The organism is Streptomyces sp. NPDC127084 (assembly GCF_042724175.1).
Lineage (GTDB): Bacteria > Actinomycetota > Actinomycetes > Streptomycetales > Streptomycetaceae > Streptomyces.
Genome location: NZ_JBHXFA010000061.1, coordinates 22702 through 37580, shown reverse-complemented (window position 1 = coordinate 37580; position 14879 = coordinate 22702). Strand labels below are relative to the sequence as shown.

The window sequence follows — 14879 nt, the reverse complement described above, 5'->3', positions numbered from 1 at the left end:
GTTGTGGGGGTGGTGGTCGCGTGGGGGTCTGGGGGGGCCAAATCCGGGGGGGGGGGGCGGCCTAGCCCGGGCCGGCGCCCCGGAGAGCCTCGGGGAGTCAGACCCGCATGGGCTGCGGCGACTCGCGGCGGTCCGCGTCCGGGCCGGGGTACTCGCGGATGATCTCGTAGCGGGTGTTCCGCTCCACCGGGCGGAAACCGGCGTCCCGGATCAGGTCCAGCAGGTCGTCCCGGGTGAGCTTGTTCGGCGTCCCGTAGTTGTCGGCGTCATGGGTGATCTTGTACTCGACCACCGAGCCGTCCATGTCGTCCGCGCCGTGCTGGAGCGCGAGCTGGGCGGTCTGCACACCGTGCATCACCCAGAAGACCTTGACGTGCGGGACGTTGTCGAAGAGCAGCCGGGAGACGGCGAAGGTCTTGAGCGCCTCGGCGCCGGTGGCCATCGTCGTGCGCGCCTGGAGCGTGTTGCGGACCTTGCCGTCCTGCATGTCCACGAAGTCGTGCTGGTAGCGCAGCGGGATGAAGACCTGGAAGCCGCCAGTCTCGTCCTGGAGCTCCCGCAGCCGGAGTACGTGGTCCACGCGGTGGCGGGGCTCCTCGATGTGCCCGTACAGCATCGTGCACGGGGTCTTGAGGCCCTTCTCGTGCGCGAGGCGGTGGATGCGGGACCAGTCCTCCCAGTGGGTGCGGTGGTCCACGATGTGCTGACGGACCTCCCAGTCGAAGATCTCGGCGCCACCGCCGGTCAGCGACTCCAGACCGGCGTCGATCAGCTCGTCGAGGATCTCGCTCGCGCTCAGGCCCGAGATCGTTTCGAAGTGGTGGATCTCGGTGGCCGTGAACGCCTTCAGCGAGACGTTCGGCAGCGCCTTCTTCAGCTCGCTGAGCGAGCGGGGGTAGTAGCGCCACGGCAGGTTGGGGTGGAGGCCGTTGACGATGTGGAGCTCGGTGAGGTTCTCGCTCTCCATCGTCCTGGCGAGGCGCACGGCCTCCTCGATGCGCATGGTGTACGCGTCCTTCTCGCCCGGCTTGCGCTGGAACGAGCAGTAGGCGCACGACGCGGTGCACACGTTGGTCATGTTGAGGTGGCGGTTGACGTTGAAGTGGACCACGTCGCCGTTCTTGCGTGTGCGCACCTCGTGGGCGAGACCGCCGAGCCAGGCCAGGTCGTCCGACTCGTAGAGGGCGATGCCGTCTTCACGGCTCAGCCGCTCGCCGGCCCGGACCTTCTCCTCCAGCTCGCGCTTGAGCCCCGCGTCCATGCGGTCGCCTCCCACTTGTCTTGTCCTCGTCCTGGAGCATTCCTGCCCCTGAGAGGTCACCCCCCGGAGGCCTCACCCACGTTACGCCTAGGGCTGCTCGGGCAGGTCCCCGACCCGGTTCTCCCACTTCGTGGAGAGCACGATCGTCGTGCGCGTACGCGAGACGCCCTTCGTCCCGGACAGCCGGCGGATGGTCTTCTCCAGACCGTCCACGTCACCGGCCCGGACCTTGAGCATGTACGAGTCGTCGCCCGCGATGAACCAGCAGTCCTCGATCTCCGCCAGGTCGCGCAGCCGGCGCGCCACGTCCTCGTGGTCGGCGGCGTCGGAGAGCGAGATGCCGACGAGCGCGGTGACGCCGAGGCCGAGCGAGGCGGAGTCGACGGTGGCCCGGTAGCCGGTGATGACGCCGGCGGCTTCCAGGCGGTTGATGCGGTCGGTGACGGAGGGACCGGAGAGTCCGACGAGTCGGCCGAGCTCCGCGTACGAAGCCCTGCCGTTCTCGCGCAGAGCCTGGATGAGCTGCCTATCCACGGCGTCCATATGCCTGAGCCTTCCATTATTCAGCGATACCGCAAGTTTACGTGTAGAATCTAAGGCACGCAGGGCCGACACCCTGTGAATCTTTCAAACGATCAAAGACGATCTATACAGGAGATGACACTCACCGTGTACACGATCGAGATGGCCCACGCCCACATGAGGCAGCTTCAGGAGCTGGCCAACCGCTCGCGTGCCCACCAGCCTGCCGCCGCCTACCGCGTCGACCGGGGCTCCGCCCGCCCCGCCCGTCGCCCGGCCAAGAAGCGCTAGTACCAGCGCTGGCACCAGCTGCTCCTCAGTCGGCTGGCCGTTTCAGTCACTACGGGACTGGGCACCTCCCAGCTCCCCTTCCCAGCGGCGGTACAGCCGGTGCGGCACCCCTGCCGCGTCCAGCACCCGCCCCGCGACGAAGTCCACCAGATCCTGGATGTGCGTCGCGCCCGCGTAGAACGCCGGAGAGGCGGGCAGCACCACTGCGCCCGCCTCGTCCAGCGCCACCAGATGCCTGAGGGTCTGCCCGTTCAGCGGGGTCTCCCGCAGCGCGACCACCAGCTTGCGACGCTCTTTCAGCATCACGCTCGCCGCACGCTGGAGCAGGTCCTTCGAGAGCCCGAGCGCTACCCCCGCGACACACGCCGTGGAAGCCGGCACGATCAGCATCCCCTTGACCGGGTACGAGCCCGAGGACGGTCCGGCGGCGAGGTCGCCGACCGCCCAGTGGCGTATATCCGCCAAAGCCGCGTCAGCCACCGCGAACGTGCCCGGTTTGCCATCAGCCCCCCGGGTCAGCCACTCGCGCAGATCGTCCCGCCAGCGCGCGTCCCGGAAGGCGATCCCCGTCTCGTCCAGGAGAGTGAGCCGCGACGCGCGCGACACCACCAGGTCCACGCTCTCACCCGCATCGAGCAACCCCCGCAGCACGGCTGCTGCGTACGGGGTGCCCGAGGCCCCGGAGACCCCGACGACCCACGGGGTTCGGTGGGTGGTGCGGTTGGCGTCATTCATGGGATCGAGCCTATCCGGCCATGTGATGGCGGAACCGACTAAGGTACCCCGGACGTTTCCGGGGGGAGACGCAGGAAACCACGGGGGCCACCATGACAGCCACGTCCACGGGATCGACCTGGGCCGGCAGGACCGGCCGTGCCGCCACGGCCGCCGTGCTGATGCTCGGCTGGGTGGCTCTGCTGTGGGTGCTGGAGATCGTCGACTTCGCCACGGGGAATGCCCTCGACGCCTACGGGGTCACCCCGCGCGAGCCGTCCGAACTGGCCGACATCCTGCCCGCCGCGTTCCTCCACGTCGGCTTCGGCCATGTCGCCGCCAACAGCCTCCCGCTGATGGTGCTCGGCTTCCTCGCCGCGCTGGGAGTCGGCATGGGCCGGTTCGCCGGGGTCGTGCTCACCGTCATCGCGGCCTCGGGCCTCGGCGTGTGGCTGACCTCCCCGTCCGGGTCGATCACCCTGGGCGCGTCTGGCGTCGTCTTCGGACTGTTCGGCTATGTGCTGGCGCGCGGCTTCGTGGACCGCAGCTTCCGCGATGTGCTGATCGGCCTGCTGGTGGCCGGGCTCTACGGCTCGATCCTGTGGGGTGTGCTTCCCGCCGACAGCGGCATCAGCTGGCAGGCGCACCTGTTCGGGCTGCTGGGCGGGGTGGGGGCGGCCTTCCTGTTCCGCAGGCGGCGGGCGGGGGCGGGGACCGCGGAACTCACTGTGTAACGGGCGGTCCGGGGGCGCTGGGGTCCACCGGGAGGTCTCCGGTGTCCAGGGAGAGCTTGCCGATCCCGGTCTCCACGACGACGGTCTTGCCGTACGGAAGCGTGTCCCGGCCCAGATAGCCGTCCGGGCTCGGGTTCCAGTGCGTCACGCAGTGCGCCTTGTACGGGTCGAAGATCAGGTAGTGCGGGATGCCGCGCCGCGCATAGGCCCGGTCCTTGATCTCGTAGTCGTTGCGGACGCTGCCCGGTGAGACCACTTCGACGGCCAACTCGATGAGATCGGGCGAGTAGGCGCTGAGGTTCTTCTCGGCCTCTCGCTTCGGGATCACGGCGAGATCCGGGCAGAACTCGTTCGCGTCGTCGAATGGAATCGTGACGTCGCTGAGGAAGCCCCACTCCTCGGAGAGCTGGGCTCCGATCGCGCTCCACAGCTTCCAGATCGTCTGGTTGTGGTGCGGCTTCACGGGACTCATCACGATGGCGCCCTCGACGATCTCCGTCCGATAGCCCGGGAACATGTCCTCAAGCCGGCTGAGCTGCGAGTGCAGACGGTCGATCTCCGAGACGGTAGCTGTCACATCGGCCTCCCTGTCCATGCACTCGATGGTAGGCCGCACAGTAGCTACGGGGTGAGACCTCGAACGACCAGATCGATCAGCGCACACACGAAAAGGCTAATCCCGATAAACCCGTTGACCGTGAAGAACGCCTTGTTCAGCCGGGACAGGTCGTGCGGTGTCACGATCGTGTGCTCGTAGACGAACGCCACCGCGACGACCACAAGACCGGCCCAGAAGAACAGCCCGGCGCCGGTCGCCAGCGCGTACCAGACCAGCAGGCCCGTCGTCACGGCATGGCAGACCCGCGCCCCCCACAGCGCCGCCGGGATGCCGAAGCGGGCCGGGAACGACTTCACTCCGTGGGCGCGGTCGGCCTGGACGTCCTGGCAGGCGAAGATCAGGTCGAAGCCGCCGATCCAGACGCCGACCGCGAGGCCGAGGATCACCGCGTCCCAGGACCAGGAACCGGTGACCGCGAGCCACGCTCCGACCGGCCCTATGGCCTGGGCGATGCCCAGGATGGCGTGCGGGTAGTTCGTGAACCGCTTCCCGTACGGATAGACCACCATCGGGACCACCGCGAGCGGCGCGAGCGCCAGGCACAGCGGGTTGAGCAGGGCGGCGGCGCCCAGGAAGAGCACCAGGGCGATGCCCGCGCCGGTCCAGGCGGACCGTACGGTCACGGCGCCCGTCACCAGCTCACGGTTCGCGGTGCGCGGGTTACGGGCGTCGATCTCGCGGTCGATGATCCGGTTGCAGGCCATCGCGAACGTGCGCAGGCCCACCATGCACACGGTGACCAGCAGCAGCGTCACCCAGTCGACGCGCCCGTCGAGCTGGAACATGGCCGTCAGCGCGGCGATATAGGCGAAGGGCAGCGCGAAGACGGAGTGCTCGATCATCACCAGGCGCAGGAACGCCTTGGTGCGGCCGGGACTCGGGACCGCCGCGGCCGAGGCGCTCACAGGCCGTACTCCTTCCAGCGGCGGTCGACCAGCGCCGCCGTGTCCGGGTCGGAGAGCACCATGTCGGGCCAGCCGCCGTCCCGGGTGTAGCCCTCCTCGGGCCACTTCTTCGTGGCGTCGATGCCCGCCTTGCCGCCCCAGAACTGCTGGTACGAGGAGTGGTCCAGGTGGTCCACCGGGCCCTCCACCACCGTCAGGTCGCGGGCGTAGTCCGTGTTGCCGAGGGCCCGCCAGGCGACCTCGTGCAGGTCGTGGACGTCGCAGTCGGAGTCCACGACCACGATCAGCTTGGTCAGCGACATCATGTGCGCGCCCCAGATGGCGTGCATCACCTTCTGGGCGTGCTTCGGGTACTTCTTGTCGATCGAGACGATCGCGCAGTTGTGGAAGCCGCCGGCCTCGGGCAGGTGGTAGTCCACGATGTCCGGGACGATGACCTTCAGCAGCGGAAGGAAGAAGCGCTCGGTGGCCCGGCCCAGCGGGCCGTCCTCGGTCGGCGGACGGCCGACCACGATCGACTGGAGCAGCGGGCGCCGACGCATCGTCACACAGTCGATGGTGAGCGCCGGGAAGGGCTCCTGCGGGGTGTAGAAGCCGGTGTGGTCGCCGAACGGGCCCTCGGGCAGCATCTCGCCGGGCTCGAGCCAGCCCTCGATGACGACCTCGGCGTTCGCCGGGACCTGGAGCGGGACGGTCTTGCAGTCGACCATCTCGATCCGCTTGCCCTGGAGGAAGCCCGCGAAGAGGTACTCGTCGATGTCGCCGGGCAGCGGCGCGGTCGAGGCGTACGTCACGGCGGGCGGGCAGCCGAAGGCGATGGCGACCGGCAGCTTCTCACCGCGCCGCGCGGCCACCTGGTAGTGGTTGCGGCTGTCCTTGTGGATCTGCCAGTGCATGCCGATGGTGCGCTTGTCATGGCGCTGGAGGCGGTAGAGCCCGAGATTGCGCACACCGCTCTCGGGGTCCTTGGTGTGGGTCAGACCCAGGTTGAAGAACGAGCCGCCGTCGTCGGGCCAGGTGAACAGCGCGGGAAGCTGCTCCAGATCGACCTCGTCGCCGCGCAGCACGACCTCCTGCACCGGCGCGTCCTTGACCTTCTTCGGCGGTACGTGGGTCATGGCGCCGAGCTTTCCGAACGCCTCGCGTACGCCCATGAACCCGTGCGGCAGCTCGGGCTTGAGCAGTCCGCCGATCTTCGCGCTGATGTCGTCGTAGGACTTCAGGCCCAGTGCCTTGAGGAGGCGGCGGTCCGTCCCGTACACGTTCATCGCCAGCGGCATGGCGGAGCCGCGGACGTTCTCGAACAGCAGCGCGGGGCCGCCGGACTTCTGGACCCGGTCGACGATCTCGCCGACTTCGAGGTAGGGGTCGACTTCGGCCTTGATGCGCTTGAGGTCGCCCTCGCGCTCCAGTGCGCGCAGCAGCGAGCGAAGATCGTCGTAAGCCATGCCGTCCAGTATCTGCCACTCGCTAGGCTGGAACCGTCACGGGGGCCGCTCACACGGCCCCGATCTCCGCACGCAGGGGGCCGCCAATGTTCCGGGTGCTGATGTTCTTGGTGCCGCTGGCGCTCAGCATCTACGCCTTCATCGACTGCATCTCCACGGACGAGAAGCAGATCAGGTACATCCCGAAGCCGATATGGGCGATCCTCGTGCTGCTCTTCCCGCTCGTGGGGTCGGTCTCCTGGCTGATCGCGGGCAAGAACCGGGCGGGGCGGCAGCCCGCGCGCCGCGGTGGATGGGTGGCGCCGGACGACAACCCGGACTTCCTGAAGTCGCTGGGTGACGAGAACCGCCAGGCGAAGGGCCCCGAGCAGGGCCGGGAGCAGGACCCCGGGCGGGGCCGCGACGAGGACCCCGGGCAGAGCAGCGAGCAGGAGCGGCGGCGGGACGGCGGCGAATCCGGCGGCGGCCAGGCCTGACCGTGTCCGATCGGAGCCGGCGGGCGCCGATCGGGCTGGCGAAGGCCGATCCGGCTGGCGGAGGACCGGGCCTCAGCACCTGAATCCGCAGAAGGCGTCGAGCCGCGTCGCTCTGGCGTCCCGCGCCGCCCGCACGGGACAGTGGGCGCATGGACCCGGAGCAGGCACGGCGGTGGCTGGCCACCGCGCTTGGCGAAGCCCGCGCGGGGCTCGCCGAAGGCGGTATCCCCATCGGCGCGGCCCTCTACGGCCCGGACGGCGCCCTGCTCGGCCAGGGGCGCAACCGCCGCGTACAGGACGGTGATCCCTCGCTGCACGCGGAGACCGCCGCGTTCCGTGCGGCGGGGCGGCGGCGCTCGTACCGGGGTACGACGATGGTCACCACCCTGTCCCCCTGCTGGTACTGCGCCGGGCTCGTGCGGCAGTTCGGTATCACGCGGGTCGTGGTCGGCGAGGCGGAGACCTTTCCCGGTGCCCAGGGCTGGCTCGCCGCGCACGGTGTGGATGTGACGGTGCTCGACGATCCGGACTGTACGGCGCTGATGCGCGAGTTCATCCGTACCCGCCCCGAGCTGTGGAACGAGGACATCGGCGATGACGCGTGAAGTGATCCCGGTCATCGATCTGAAGCCGTGGCTCTCCGGGGACCCGGCCGCCCGCGCCGTGACCGCCGCCACCGTCGACGCCGCGCTGCGCAGCGCGGGGTTCCTGCTGGTCACCAACCACGGTGTGGACCCGGAGCTGGGCGCCCGGATCCGGGAGTCGGCGCGCGGTTTCTTCCGGCTGCCGCCGGCTGCGAAGGAGCCGTACGCGGTGAAGGTCGGCGGCCGCGGCTGGCTCGGTCCCGGTGCGGAGGCCAACGCGTACGCCGAGGGCGGCGCGACACCGCCCGACCTGAAGGAGTCGCTGTCCTTCGCGGCGGACGAGCCGACCGGGGTGCCCGCGGTGGACGCCGAGTGGTTTCTGCCGAACCGCTGGCCGCGCGAGGTGCCGGCGCTCAGGCCCGCCGTGGAGGCGTATCTGCGGCAGATGCGGGAGCTGTCGGACCGGCTGCTCGGGCTGCTCGGTGCCGCGCTCGGTGGGCCGGAAGACTTCTTCACCCGGCACACCGGCCATCCGACCTGGGGTTTCAACATCAACTGGTATCCGGGCCGGGACACGGTCGGGGAGCCGGAGCCGGGGCAGTTCCGGATCGGTCCGCACACCGACTTCGGCACGGTCACCGTGCTCGACCGGCAGACCGGCAAGGGCGGGCTCCAGGTCTTCACAGACGGCGGAGGCTGGCAGGACCCGCCCTGGGTGCCCGGTTCGCTGACCGTCAACATCGGCGATCTGATGGCCCGCTGGACGGACGGCCGCTGGTGCTCGGGGCGCCACCGGGTGCTTCCGCCGCCCGCCGACGTACCGGCGGAGGAGCTGATGTCGCTCGTCTACTTCTACGAGTGCGACCCGGGTACGGACGTCCGGGGCATCGACTCGCACGTGTATCTGCGGGACCGGCTGGACGCGATCACGGCCGACTGACGTACTCGGCGCGCAGCTCGCGGAAGCGGCCGGGGGTCCAGGCGCCCCAGTCGGCTGGATGTCCGTCGAGCGCCCGCTCGAGGTACTCGAAGTGCTGGTGCCAGCCCGCCAGGTCGTCCAGGCGCTGCTCGTCGGTCCCGGTGAACTCGTTGGTGAAGCGCAGCACGGTCGCCAGCGAGTCGGCGGGCGCCGGTTCCATGTGGAAGCGGATCCGGCCGTGCGGTTCGACGGTGTACTCGGCGACGGACTCCATGTCCCAGGCCGTCACGCGCCCGGTGGCCACCGTCTCCTCGGCATCGTCGGGGGCGTTGAGCCAGCGCAGCCGTACCCCGCCGCCCAGGTGGGTCTCCAGCAGATCGGCGACCGCCAGCCACTGCGGCAGGCCCTCCGGGGTCGCCACGGCCGCCCACACCCGTACGACGGGATGGGGCAGCCGCACCACAAAGTGCAGGAGGTGGGTCGTGGTGCCGTCGCCGCCTTCGCGGGTCTCGCTGGTGCCATGAGGGATCGGTTCGCTCATGGCACCAGCGTCGCCCGGGTGGCCGGGGGCCGCTACCGCGTGCGCCCACCCGGCCGACTGCCGACTGGAGCCAGGACTACGGCCAGGGGAGGGGTCAGACGCCCGCGTAGCCGTGCAGGCTGTTCACGAACAGGTTGACGCCGTAGTAGTTGAAGAGGAAGCAGGCGAAGGCGATCAGCGCGACATACGCCGCCTTGCGGCCCTTCCACCCGGCGGTGGCGCGGGCGTGCAGATACGCCGCGTACGCCACCCAGGTGATGAACGACCAGACCTCCTTGGCGTCCCAGCCCCAGTAGCGGCCCCAGGCGTCACCGGCCCAGATCGCCCCGGCGATGATCGTGAAGGTCCACAGCGGGAAGATCGCCGCGTTCACGCGGTACGCGAACTTGTCCAGGCTCGCCGCCGATGGCAGCCGCTCCAGCACCGAACGGGCGAAGGAGCCGGGGTTGCCGCCGGTGGCCAGCTTGTTCTCGTACGAGTCGCGGAAGAGGTAGAGCGCGGTCGCCACGAAGCCGAGGTAGAAGACCGCTCCGCAGAAGATCGCCGTCGAGACATGGATCCACAGCCAGTAGGAGTGGAGCGCCGGGACGAGCTGGTCGCTCTCGGTGTAGAGCCAGGTGGTGGCGATGCCGAGGTCCAGCAGCACCGTGGTCACCAGCGGCAGCCCGATCCAGCGGACGTTCTTCTTCGCCAGCAGGAAGCCGAGGTAGGCGCCCACCGCGACGGTGGAGAAGGTGGTCGAGAACTCGTACATGTTGCCCCAGGGGGCACGCTGCACCGACAGCGCGCGGGTGGTGACACCCGCGGCCTCGACCAGGAAGGCCAGGACGGTCAGCGAGACCGCGATCCGTCCGTAGAGGTCGCCCTTGACGGTGCCGCCTGCCGCTCCGGGGCCGTCGGGGACGTCGCGCTGTCCGGTGGTCGCACGGGTCACGACCTTGGGGCGCTCCAGGACGCTGGTGGCGCCGCCCTGCCGGGTGACGCGGACCGCGGGTGCGGCGGCGCCTGCCGGGGCGGTGGCGGTCAGCGCGGCGGCGGTGCGGCCGACCTTGCTGCGGCTACCGAAGACCCACTCGGCGATATGCGCGAGGAAAGCCAGTGTGTAGACGGCCATCGAGGAGTAGATCAGCCCGTTGCTGAACTCCGCGAGGCTCTCGTTGGTGGCGGCGGCGAGCGTCACTTGTCAGCCCCTTTGGCAGACTTGGCTTCGACTTCGACTTCGACTTCGGGGTCGGCGGGGCCGGTATCCGGGTCGGCGGGGCCGGTTCCGGCGGTCGGTTCGGACGCGGTCGGCGCCTGGGTGTGGAGCAGTGCGGCCAGCTCAGCCAGCTCCTCCGGCAGCTTCGCCGACTCGGTGCGGCCGAGGCCCGCCATCTCGATGACGGTCAGCCCCGTGCCGTTCTCATCCCGCACGGCCCGCACCCAGACCCGGCGCCGCTGGATGAACAGCGAGCCGACGAGTCCGGCGATCGCGGCGACGGCGCCCGCGAGAGCGAGGCCGTTGCCGGGCTGCTGGGAGACCTGGAAGCTGGCCCACTCCTTGATCTCCTTCTCGAAGGTGACCGAGCCGGCTCCGCCTGGCAGCTTCATCGTCTCGCCGGGCAGCAGCGTCTGCTTGAACACGTCGCCCCCGGCGGTCTTGAACGGGGTCATCCTGCTGGTGTCCAGCTGGTACACGTTCTGCGGCACTCCGCCGTTGCCGCCCAGATCCCCGTGGTACGCACCGAGGTTCAGCGCCGGGAACACCAGCGCCGGGAACTGGGAGAACATCTGGCCCTTGCCCTTGCCCGCGTACGTCGGCACGAAGAAGGCGGGGAAGCCGAGCTGCTCCCTCTTGCCCTTCGCGTCGCGGTAGCCGTCCCGCACCTTGATGACGCCGGTGGAGGTGACGTTGCTGTCGACCGGCAGCAGCGGCACGGCGCCCTGGTACACCTGCTTGCCCCTGCCGTCCCGGACCGTCACCACCGGGGCGTAGCCGTGGGAGAGCAGGTAGACCTTGGCGCCGTCGATCTCCAGAGGCTCGTTGACCTTGATGATCCGCTTGCGCTCCTTGCCCCGGACGCCCTCGGTGTAGGTCACGGCGGCCTCGAAGGTGCGCGGTGTGCCCCGCTGCGGCCCCTTGGCCTCGTACGTACCCGTGAAACGGTCCAGGGTGAAGCTGAACGGGACCAGCTCGTCCATGTCGAACAGCGAACCGGACCTGAAGTCGTCGTACTGGGTGAGCGTGTTGGAGAAGCCGCCGCCCTCGACGATCAGCTTGCCGCCCTCGGACTTGAACAGCTGTCCGACGGCGAACGCCACCAGCATCACGATCAGCGACACATGGAAGACGAGGTTGCCGACCTCGCGCAGATAGCCCTTCTCGGCAGCGACCGCGTCGCCCTCGACATGGGCGCGGAAGCGGCGCCTCCGCAGCAGCGTGAGCGCGGCCTCGCGGACCGCCTCCGGGTCCGCGTCGGTGCGCCAGGTGGTGTGGGCCGGGAGCCGGGTGAGCCGCTTGGGGGCGCCCGGCGGGCGGCTGCGCAGCTGGCCGACGAACTGCCAGGTGCGCGGCACGATGCAGCCGATGAGCGACACGAACAGCAGGATGTAGATCGCGGAGAACCACACCGAGCCGTAGACGTCGAAGAGCTGGAGCTTGTCGAAGACCGGCGCCCAGAACTCGTGGTCCTGCTTCCAGGTGCGGACCTTCAGCTCGTTGGCGTCGCTCTGCGGGATGAGGGAGCCGGGGATGGCGCCGAGCGAGAGCAGGAAGAGCAGGATCAGCGCGATCCGCATCGAGGTGAGCTGCCGCCAGAACCAGCGCGCCCACCCGATCGTCTCGCGGAAGGTCCAGGCGATGGCACCGGCGGCACCCGGTGTGCGCGGACCGCCGAAGGAGCCGGGCACGGCACGCTCCTGGGGAGCGGTGGAGAGCTGCGCACCGGCCTTGCCGAGGTCACCGGATTCGCCGGATGCGCCGACGCCCTGCTCGGAGGCTGGGACCTCCTCCGGGACCTCAGGCGCCACGTCCTCGGGGACCCCCGGACCGGTGCCGCTCTCGCCGGTCGTGTCGGTCTTGCTCATGGATCAGATCCCCACCTGGAAGCCGTTGGACCAGCCCTGCATTTCCTGCACCAGGGCATCCCACGCGCCTGTCAGCAGCAGCAGACCGGTGACGACCATCATGCCGCCGCCGATCCGCATCACCCACGCATAGTGCCGCTTCACCCAGCCGAACGCACCGAGCGCCTTGCGGAAGGCGACGGCGGCGAGGATGAACGGCAACCCGAGCCCGAGGCAGAACGCGACCATCAGCAGGGCGCCGCGGGCCGCGGTGCCCTGCTCCAGGGCCAGGATGTTGACGGAGCTCAGCGTGGGCCCGATGCACGGGGTCCAGCCGACGCCGAACAGCACGCCCAGCAGTGGAGCACCGGCCAGGCCCGCCGTGGGCCGCTTGTGGAACCGGAACTCTCGCTGGGTGAGGAAAGGCATCAGGCCCATGAAGAAGACGCCCATGAGGATCATCAGCACACCGAGGACGATGCCGAGGGTCTCCCGGTACTGCTGGAGGGTGTCCCCGAAGTAGCCGAACAGCGCACCGCCGGAGACGAAGACGGCCGTGAAGCCGAGCACGAAGAGCAGTGCTCCGGCGGCCATCCGCCCCCTTCTGGCCTCGGCCAGGTCCGCACCGGTGATCCCGGTCACGTACGACAGATAGCCGGGGACCAGCGGCAGCACGCACGGGGAGAAGAAGGAGACCAGCCCTCCCAGAGCGGCGATGGGCAGCGCGAGCAGCAGCGCACCGCTGTAGACCGTCTCGTTCACGCTACTTCTCCGCGATCAGCGGGTCGATCATGGAGCGGAGCATCTCGTCGTCCACGGGACGCAGGGCGCGCGCTGCGATCTTTCCGTCCCGGTCCAGCACGAGCGTGGTCGGAATGGCCTGCGGGTGGAGGCTGCCCTTGGGGAATTCCAGGATCAGCTTGCCGATGGGGTCGTGGAAGCTCGGGTAGCTGACCCCGTAGTCCTCTTCGAATTCGAGCGCGGCGCCGACCGTGTCGTCCCGGGCGTTGATACCGACGAACGCCACGCCCTTGTCCTTGGTCTCCGTGGCGACCTTCTCCAGATCCTTCGCCTCGCCTCGGCAGGGCGCGCACCAGGAGGCCCAGACGTTGACCACGGTGATCTTGCCCTTGTAGTCGGCCAGGGCGAGCGGTTTTCCGTCGAGATCCTTGCCGGTGAGTTCGGGCGCCGCCGTCCGCTTGCCCTTGGCGACGGTGGAGATCCCGCCGGTGCCGGTCACGAAGTTGGTGTCGTTGCCGCCACCGGACGTGCCTTTGAGGTCGCCACTGCACGCTGACAGCGTGAGCACGGCGGCGAGTACGCCTGCTCCGGTGGCGAGAAGGGTGCGTCGAGGGGCGCGGACAAGGCTCATGTGAAAAGTTTCGCATGGGCGTTCAGGGGATCTTCCGCGCCCCCCTCCGTGCCCGTAAAGACCCTTGTCAAGGGCAGCTAAACGGGCTCAGCGCCGCCCAGCGCGGACGGTCACGGGGGCTTGGGCGAACGATCGCGGGGGCTTTAGGCGGTGGCCTTCAGGAAGGTCTTCCAACCGCCTGCCGGCGCCTGGCCGACTTCCAGACCACGCAACCTGGTGAGGACCTTCGGGTCCTGGACGTCCAGCCAGTCGCAGAACTGCCGGAACGACACCAGACGCACGTCCTTCTTCCCCGCCATCGTCTTGAGCGCTTCTTCGACGGCGTCCATATAGATGCCGCCGTTCCACTGCTCGAAATGATTGCCTATGAAGAATGGTGCGCGATTCGACTCGTAGGCGCGGTCGAACCCGTTGAGATACGCCTCGGTGGCCTGCTCGCGCCAGCCCGGATAGCGGTCCGGGTTCCCCTTGGTGGAGTTGCGCGACTGGTTGGCCAGGATGTTGTAGTCCATCGAGAGCACCTCGAAGGAGTGCCCGGGGAAGGGCATCGCCTGGAGCGGCAGGTCCCACAGCCCGTCCCGCTTCTGCGGCCACTGCTGCCGGCCGCCCGGCGAACTGGCGTCATATCGCCAGCCGAGTTTCTTCGCGGTCGGCAGCAGATTGTCCTGCCCGAGCAGGCACGGGGTGCGGGCGCCGACGAGTTCCTTGCGGTAGTCGAAGGGCAGCGGGTCGATATCCGTCCAGCCGCTGTTCGTCTTCCACTCGGTGACGAAGGACACGGCCTGGTCGATCTCGCTCTGCCACTGCGCGGAGGTCCAGTTCCCAACCGAGCCGGATCCGCCGCAGAAGTGCCCGTTGAAATGCGTGCCTATCTCGTGCCCGTCGAGCCAGGCCTGGCGGACGTACTTCAAGGTGTCCTTTATGTGGTCGTCGCTGAGATAGCCGATATCGGAGGCGCCGACCGGGTTGCCCGGCGGCCGGTAGCGCGTTTTCCTCGCCTCGGGCAGCAGATAGATACCGGAGAGGAAGAAGGTCATCGCCGCGTCATGGTTCTTGGCGAGTTCCAGGAAACGCGGGAAGAGGCCGTTGCCGACCTCGCCCGCGCCGTCCCAGGAGAACACCACGAACTGCGGCGGAGCCTGGCCCGGCTGGAGCGGCACGGGCTTGTCCGGCTGGTTGGGCTGCTTCCCGGTGTCGGCGGTCGAACCGTCGCCTATGGAACGAGAGGGCGGGGCGGACCTGCCGGGGGACGTGGATGACGTACCGTCACCCCCCGCTCCCCCGGGCTGTCCCGCCCCGCCCTTCCCGTCTTTCCCGTCGCTCCCGGATCCCAGGCCGCACCCGGCGATGCCCATCGCCGCCGCAGCGCCGAGTCCCGCCCCGAGCAGGCCCCTTCGGCTGATCTCGCGCATGCTGTCCCGTCCCTGTCGCCTGGCGGTTTCGCCATA

At 69.3% G+C, this 14879-nt stretch carries 17 protein-coding genes; 5 read left to right on the top strand and 12 right to left on the bottom strand.

What is annotated here, in order from left to right:
- Positions 1-97: 97 nt before the first annotated feature.
- On the bottom strand, positions 98-1261 hold the full coding sequence (mqnE, locus tag ACFWI9_RS16560; protein WP_387162542.1) for an aminofutalosine synthase MqnE: 1164 nt from the start codon (positions 1259-1261) through the stop codon (positions 98-100).
- A gap of 87 nt (positions 1262-1348) precedes the next feature.
- The gene (locus ACFWI9_RS16555; RefSeq protein ID WP_387162534.1) at positions 1349-1804 is read right to left on the bottom strand and encodes an Lrp/AsnC family transcriptional regulator; all 456 of its coding nucleotides are present in this window, start codon (positions 1802-1804) and stop codon (positions 1349-1351) included.
- Between the two features lie 114 nt (positions 1805-1918).
- On the opposite strand from ACFWI9_RS16555, the gene ACFWI9_RS16550 reads away from it, so the two are divergent.
- Positions 1919-2074 (top strand): hypothetical protein, encoded by a 156-nt coding sequence (locus ACFWI9_RS16550; RefSeq protein WP_387162532.1) that lies wholly within the window; start codon positions 1919-1921, stop codon positions 2072-2074.
- A gap of 42 nt (positions 2075-2116) precedes the next feature.
- Here the strand turns inward: ACFWI9_RS16550 and ACFWI9_RS16545 are convergent, their stop codons facing one another.
- Positions 2117-2809: a UbiX family flavin prenyltransferase gene (locus tag ACFWI9_RS16545; protein WP_387162529.1), complete on the bottom strand. Its 693-nt coding sequence runs from the start codon at positions 2807-2809 to the stop codon at positions 2117-2119.
- Positions 2810-2901: 92 nt separating this feature from the next.
- Between ACFWI9_RS16545 and ACFWI9_RS16540 the strand changes: the two genes are divergently transcribed.
- Positions 2902-3522 (top strand): rhomboid family intramembrane serine protease, encoded by a 621-nt coding sequence (locus tag ACFWI9_RS16540; RefSeq protein ID WP_387162527.1) that lies wholly within the window; start codon positions 2902-2904, stop codon positions 3520-3522.
- On the opposite strand, the gene ACFWI9_RS16535 is transcribed toward ACFWI9_RS16540, so the two are convergent.
- From ACFWI9_RS16535 to ACFWI9_RS16525, 3 genes are read right to left on the bottom strand one after another with little or no spacing between them, the layout of a single operon-like run.
- Positions 3512-4117 (bottom strand): Uma2 family endonuclease, encoded by a 606-nt coding sequence (locus ACFWI9_RS16535; RefSeq protein ID WP_387162525.1) that lies wholly within the window; start codon positions 4115-4117, stop codon positions 3512-3514. The two genes, ACFWI9_RS16540 and ACFWI9_RS16535, sit on opposite strands and share 11 nt — an antisense overlap.
- A gap of 26 nt (positions 4118-4143) precedes the next feature.
- On the bottom strand, positions 4144-5046 hold the full coding sequence (mqnP, locus tag ACFWI9_RS16530) for a menaquinone biosynthesis prenyltransferase MqnP (protein ID WP_387162523.1): 903 nt from the start codon (positions 5044-5046) through the stop codon (positions 4144-4146).
- Positions 5043-6494 carry a menaquinone biosynthesis decarboxylase gene (locus ACFWI9_RS16525; protein WP_387162521.1) on the bottom strand — a complete coding sequence of 484 codons (1452 nt, stop codon included), beginning with the start codon at positions 6492-6494 and terminating at the stop codon, positions 5043-5045. Before ACFWI9_RS16525 ends, mqnP begins: the two co-directional genes overlap by 4 nt.
- Positions 6495-6580: 86 nt before the next feature.
- Here ACFWI9_RS16525 and ACFWI9_RS16520 point away from each other — a divergent pair, with 86 nt between their 5' ends.
- The 3 genes from ACFWI9_RS16520 (at position 6581) to ACFWI9_RS16510 (ending at position 8494) form a co-directional block, all read left to right on the top strand.
- Positions 6581-6970, top strand: coding sequence for a PLD nuclease N-terminal domain-containing protein (locus ACFWI9_RS16520; RefSeq protein WP_387162518.1), 390 nt, complete (start codon positions 6581-6583; stop codon positions 6968-6970).
- Positions 6971-7119: 149 nt separating this feature from the next.
- On the top strand, positions 7120-7575 hold the full coding sequence (locus ACFWI9_RS16515; RefSeq protein ID WP_387162516.1) for a nucleoside deaminase: 456 nt from the start codon (positions 7120-7122) through the stop codon (positions 7573-7575).
- Entirely contained in the window at positions 7565-8494 is a 930-nt protein-coding gene (locus tag ACFWI9_RS16510; RefSeq protein WP_387162514.1) for an isopenicillin N synthase family dioxygenase, read from the top strand. The genes ACFWI9_RS16515 and ACFWI9_RS16510 overlap by 11 nt, the downstream gene beginning before the upstream one ends.
- Here ACFWI9_RS16510 and ACFWI9_RS16505 read toward each other — a convergent pair.
- The 6 genes from ACFWI9_RS16505 to ACFWI9_RS16480 all read right to left on the bottom strand — a co-directional run bounded on the left by ACFWI9_RS16505 (position 8481) and on the right by ACFWI9_RS16480 (position 14843).
- Positions 8481-9014: an SRPBCC domain-containing protein gene (locus ACFWI9_RS16505; protein WP_387162512.1), complete on the bottom strand. Its 534-nt coding sequence runs from the start codon at positions 9012-9014 to the stop codon at positions 8481-8483. The genes ACFWI9_RS16510 and ACFWI9_RS16505 overlap by 14 nt on opposite strands.
- A 94-nt stretch (positions 9015-9108) precedes the next feature.
- A complete protein-coding gene (gene ccsB, locus ACFWI9_RS16500; protein WP_387162509.1) occupies positions 9109-10194 on the bottom strand; it encodes a c-type cytochrome biogenesis protein CcsB in 1086 nt (361 codons plus the stop codon).
- A complete protein-coding gene (locus ACFWI9_RS16495) occupies positions 10191-12080 on the bottom strand; it encodes a cytochrome c biogenesis protein ResB (protein WP_387162507.1) in 1890 nt (629 codons plus the stop codon). The genes ccsB and ACFWI9_RS16495 overlap by 4 nt, the downstream gene beginning before the upstream one ends.
- Before the next feature lie 3 nt (positions 12081-12083).
- Positions 12084-12821: a cytochrome c biogenesis CcdA family protein gene (locus ACFWI9_RS16490; protein ID WP_387162504.1), complete on the bottom strand. Its 738-nt coding sequence runs from the start codon at positions 12819-12821 to the stop codon at positions 12084-12086.
- 1 nt (position 12822) lies between these two features.
- Positions 12823-13431, bottom strand: coding sequence for a TlpA family protein disulfide reductase (locus tag ACFWI9_RS16485; RefSeq protein WP_387162502.1), 609 nt, complete (start codon positions 13429-13431; stop codon positions 12823-12825).
- 143 nt (positions 13432-13574) lie between these two features.
- Positions 13575-14843, bottom strand: a complete 1269-nt coding sequence (locus ACFWI9_RS16480; RefSeq protein ID WP_387162500.1) for a hypothetical protein — start codon at positions 14841-14843, stop codon at positions 13575-13577.
- Positions 14844-14879: the final 36 nt, after the last annotated feature.

Bases quoted from the DNA above. Each gene is read 5' to 3' on its own strand.
- mqnE (WP_387162542.1), bottom strand. From the start codon at position 1,261: ATGGACGCGGGGCTCAAGCGCGAGCTGGAGGAGAAGGTCCGGGCCGGC.
- ACFWI9_RS16555 (WP_387162534.1), bottom strand. From the start codon at position 1,804: ATGGACGCCGTGGATAGGCAGCTCATCCAGGCTCTGCGCGAGAACGGC.
- ACFWI9_RS16550 (WP_387162532.1), top strand. From the start codon at position 1,919: ATGACACTCACCGTGTACACGATCGAGATGGCCCACGCCCACATGAGG.
- ACFWI9_RS16545 (WP_387162529.1), bottom strand. From the start codon at position 2,809: ATGAATGACGCCAACCGCACCACCCACCGAACCCCGTGGGTCGTCGGG.
- ACFWI9_RS16540 (WP_387162527.1), top strand. From the start codon at position 2,902: ATGACAGCCACGTCCACGGGATCGACCTGGGCCGGCAGGACCGGCCGT.
- ACFWI9_RS16535 (WP_387162525.1), bottom strand. From the start codon at position 4,117: ATGGACAGGGAGGCCGATGTGACAGCTACCGTCTCGGAGATCGACCGT.
- ACFWI9_RS16525 (WP_387162521.1), bottom strand. From the start codon at position 6,494: ATGGCTTACGACGATCTTCGCTCGCTGCTGCGCGCACTGGAGCGCGAG.
- ACFWI9_RS16520 (WP_387162518.1), top strand. From the start codon at position 6,581: ATGTTCCGGGTGCTGATGTTCTTGGTGCCGCTGGCGCTCAGCATCTAC.
- ACFWI9_RS16515 (WP_387162516.1), top strand. From the start codon at position 7,120: ATGGACCCGGAGCAGGCACGGCGGTGGCTGGCCACCGCGCTTGGCGAA.
- ACFWI9_RS16510 (WP_387162514.1), top strand. From the start codon at position 7,565: ATGACGCGTGAAGTGATCCCGGTCATCGATCTGAAGCCGTGGCTCTCC.
- ACFWI9_RS16505 (WP_387162512.1), bottom strand. From the start codon at position 9,014: ATGAGCGAACCGATCCCTCATGGCACCAGCGAGACCCGCGAAGGCGGC.
- ACFWI9_RS16495 (WP_387162507.1), bottom strand. From the start codon at position 12,080: ATGAGCAAGACCGACACGACCGGCGAGAGCGGCACCGGTCCGGGGGTC.
- ACFWI9_RS16485 (WP_387162502.1), bottom strand. From the start codon at position 13,431: ATGAGCCTTGTCCGCGCCCCTCGACGCACCCTTCTCGCCACCGGAGCA.
- ACFWI9_RS16480 (WP_387162500.1), bottom strand. From the start codon at position 14,843: ATGCGCGAGATCAGCCGAAGGGGCCTGCTCGGGGCGGGACTCGGCGCT.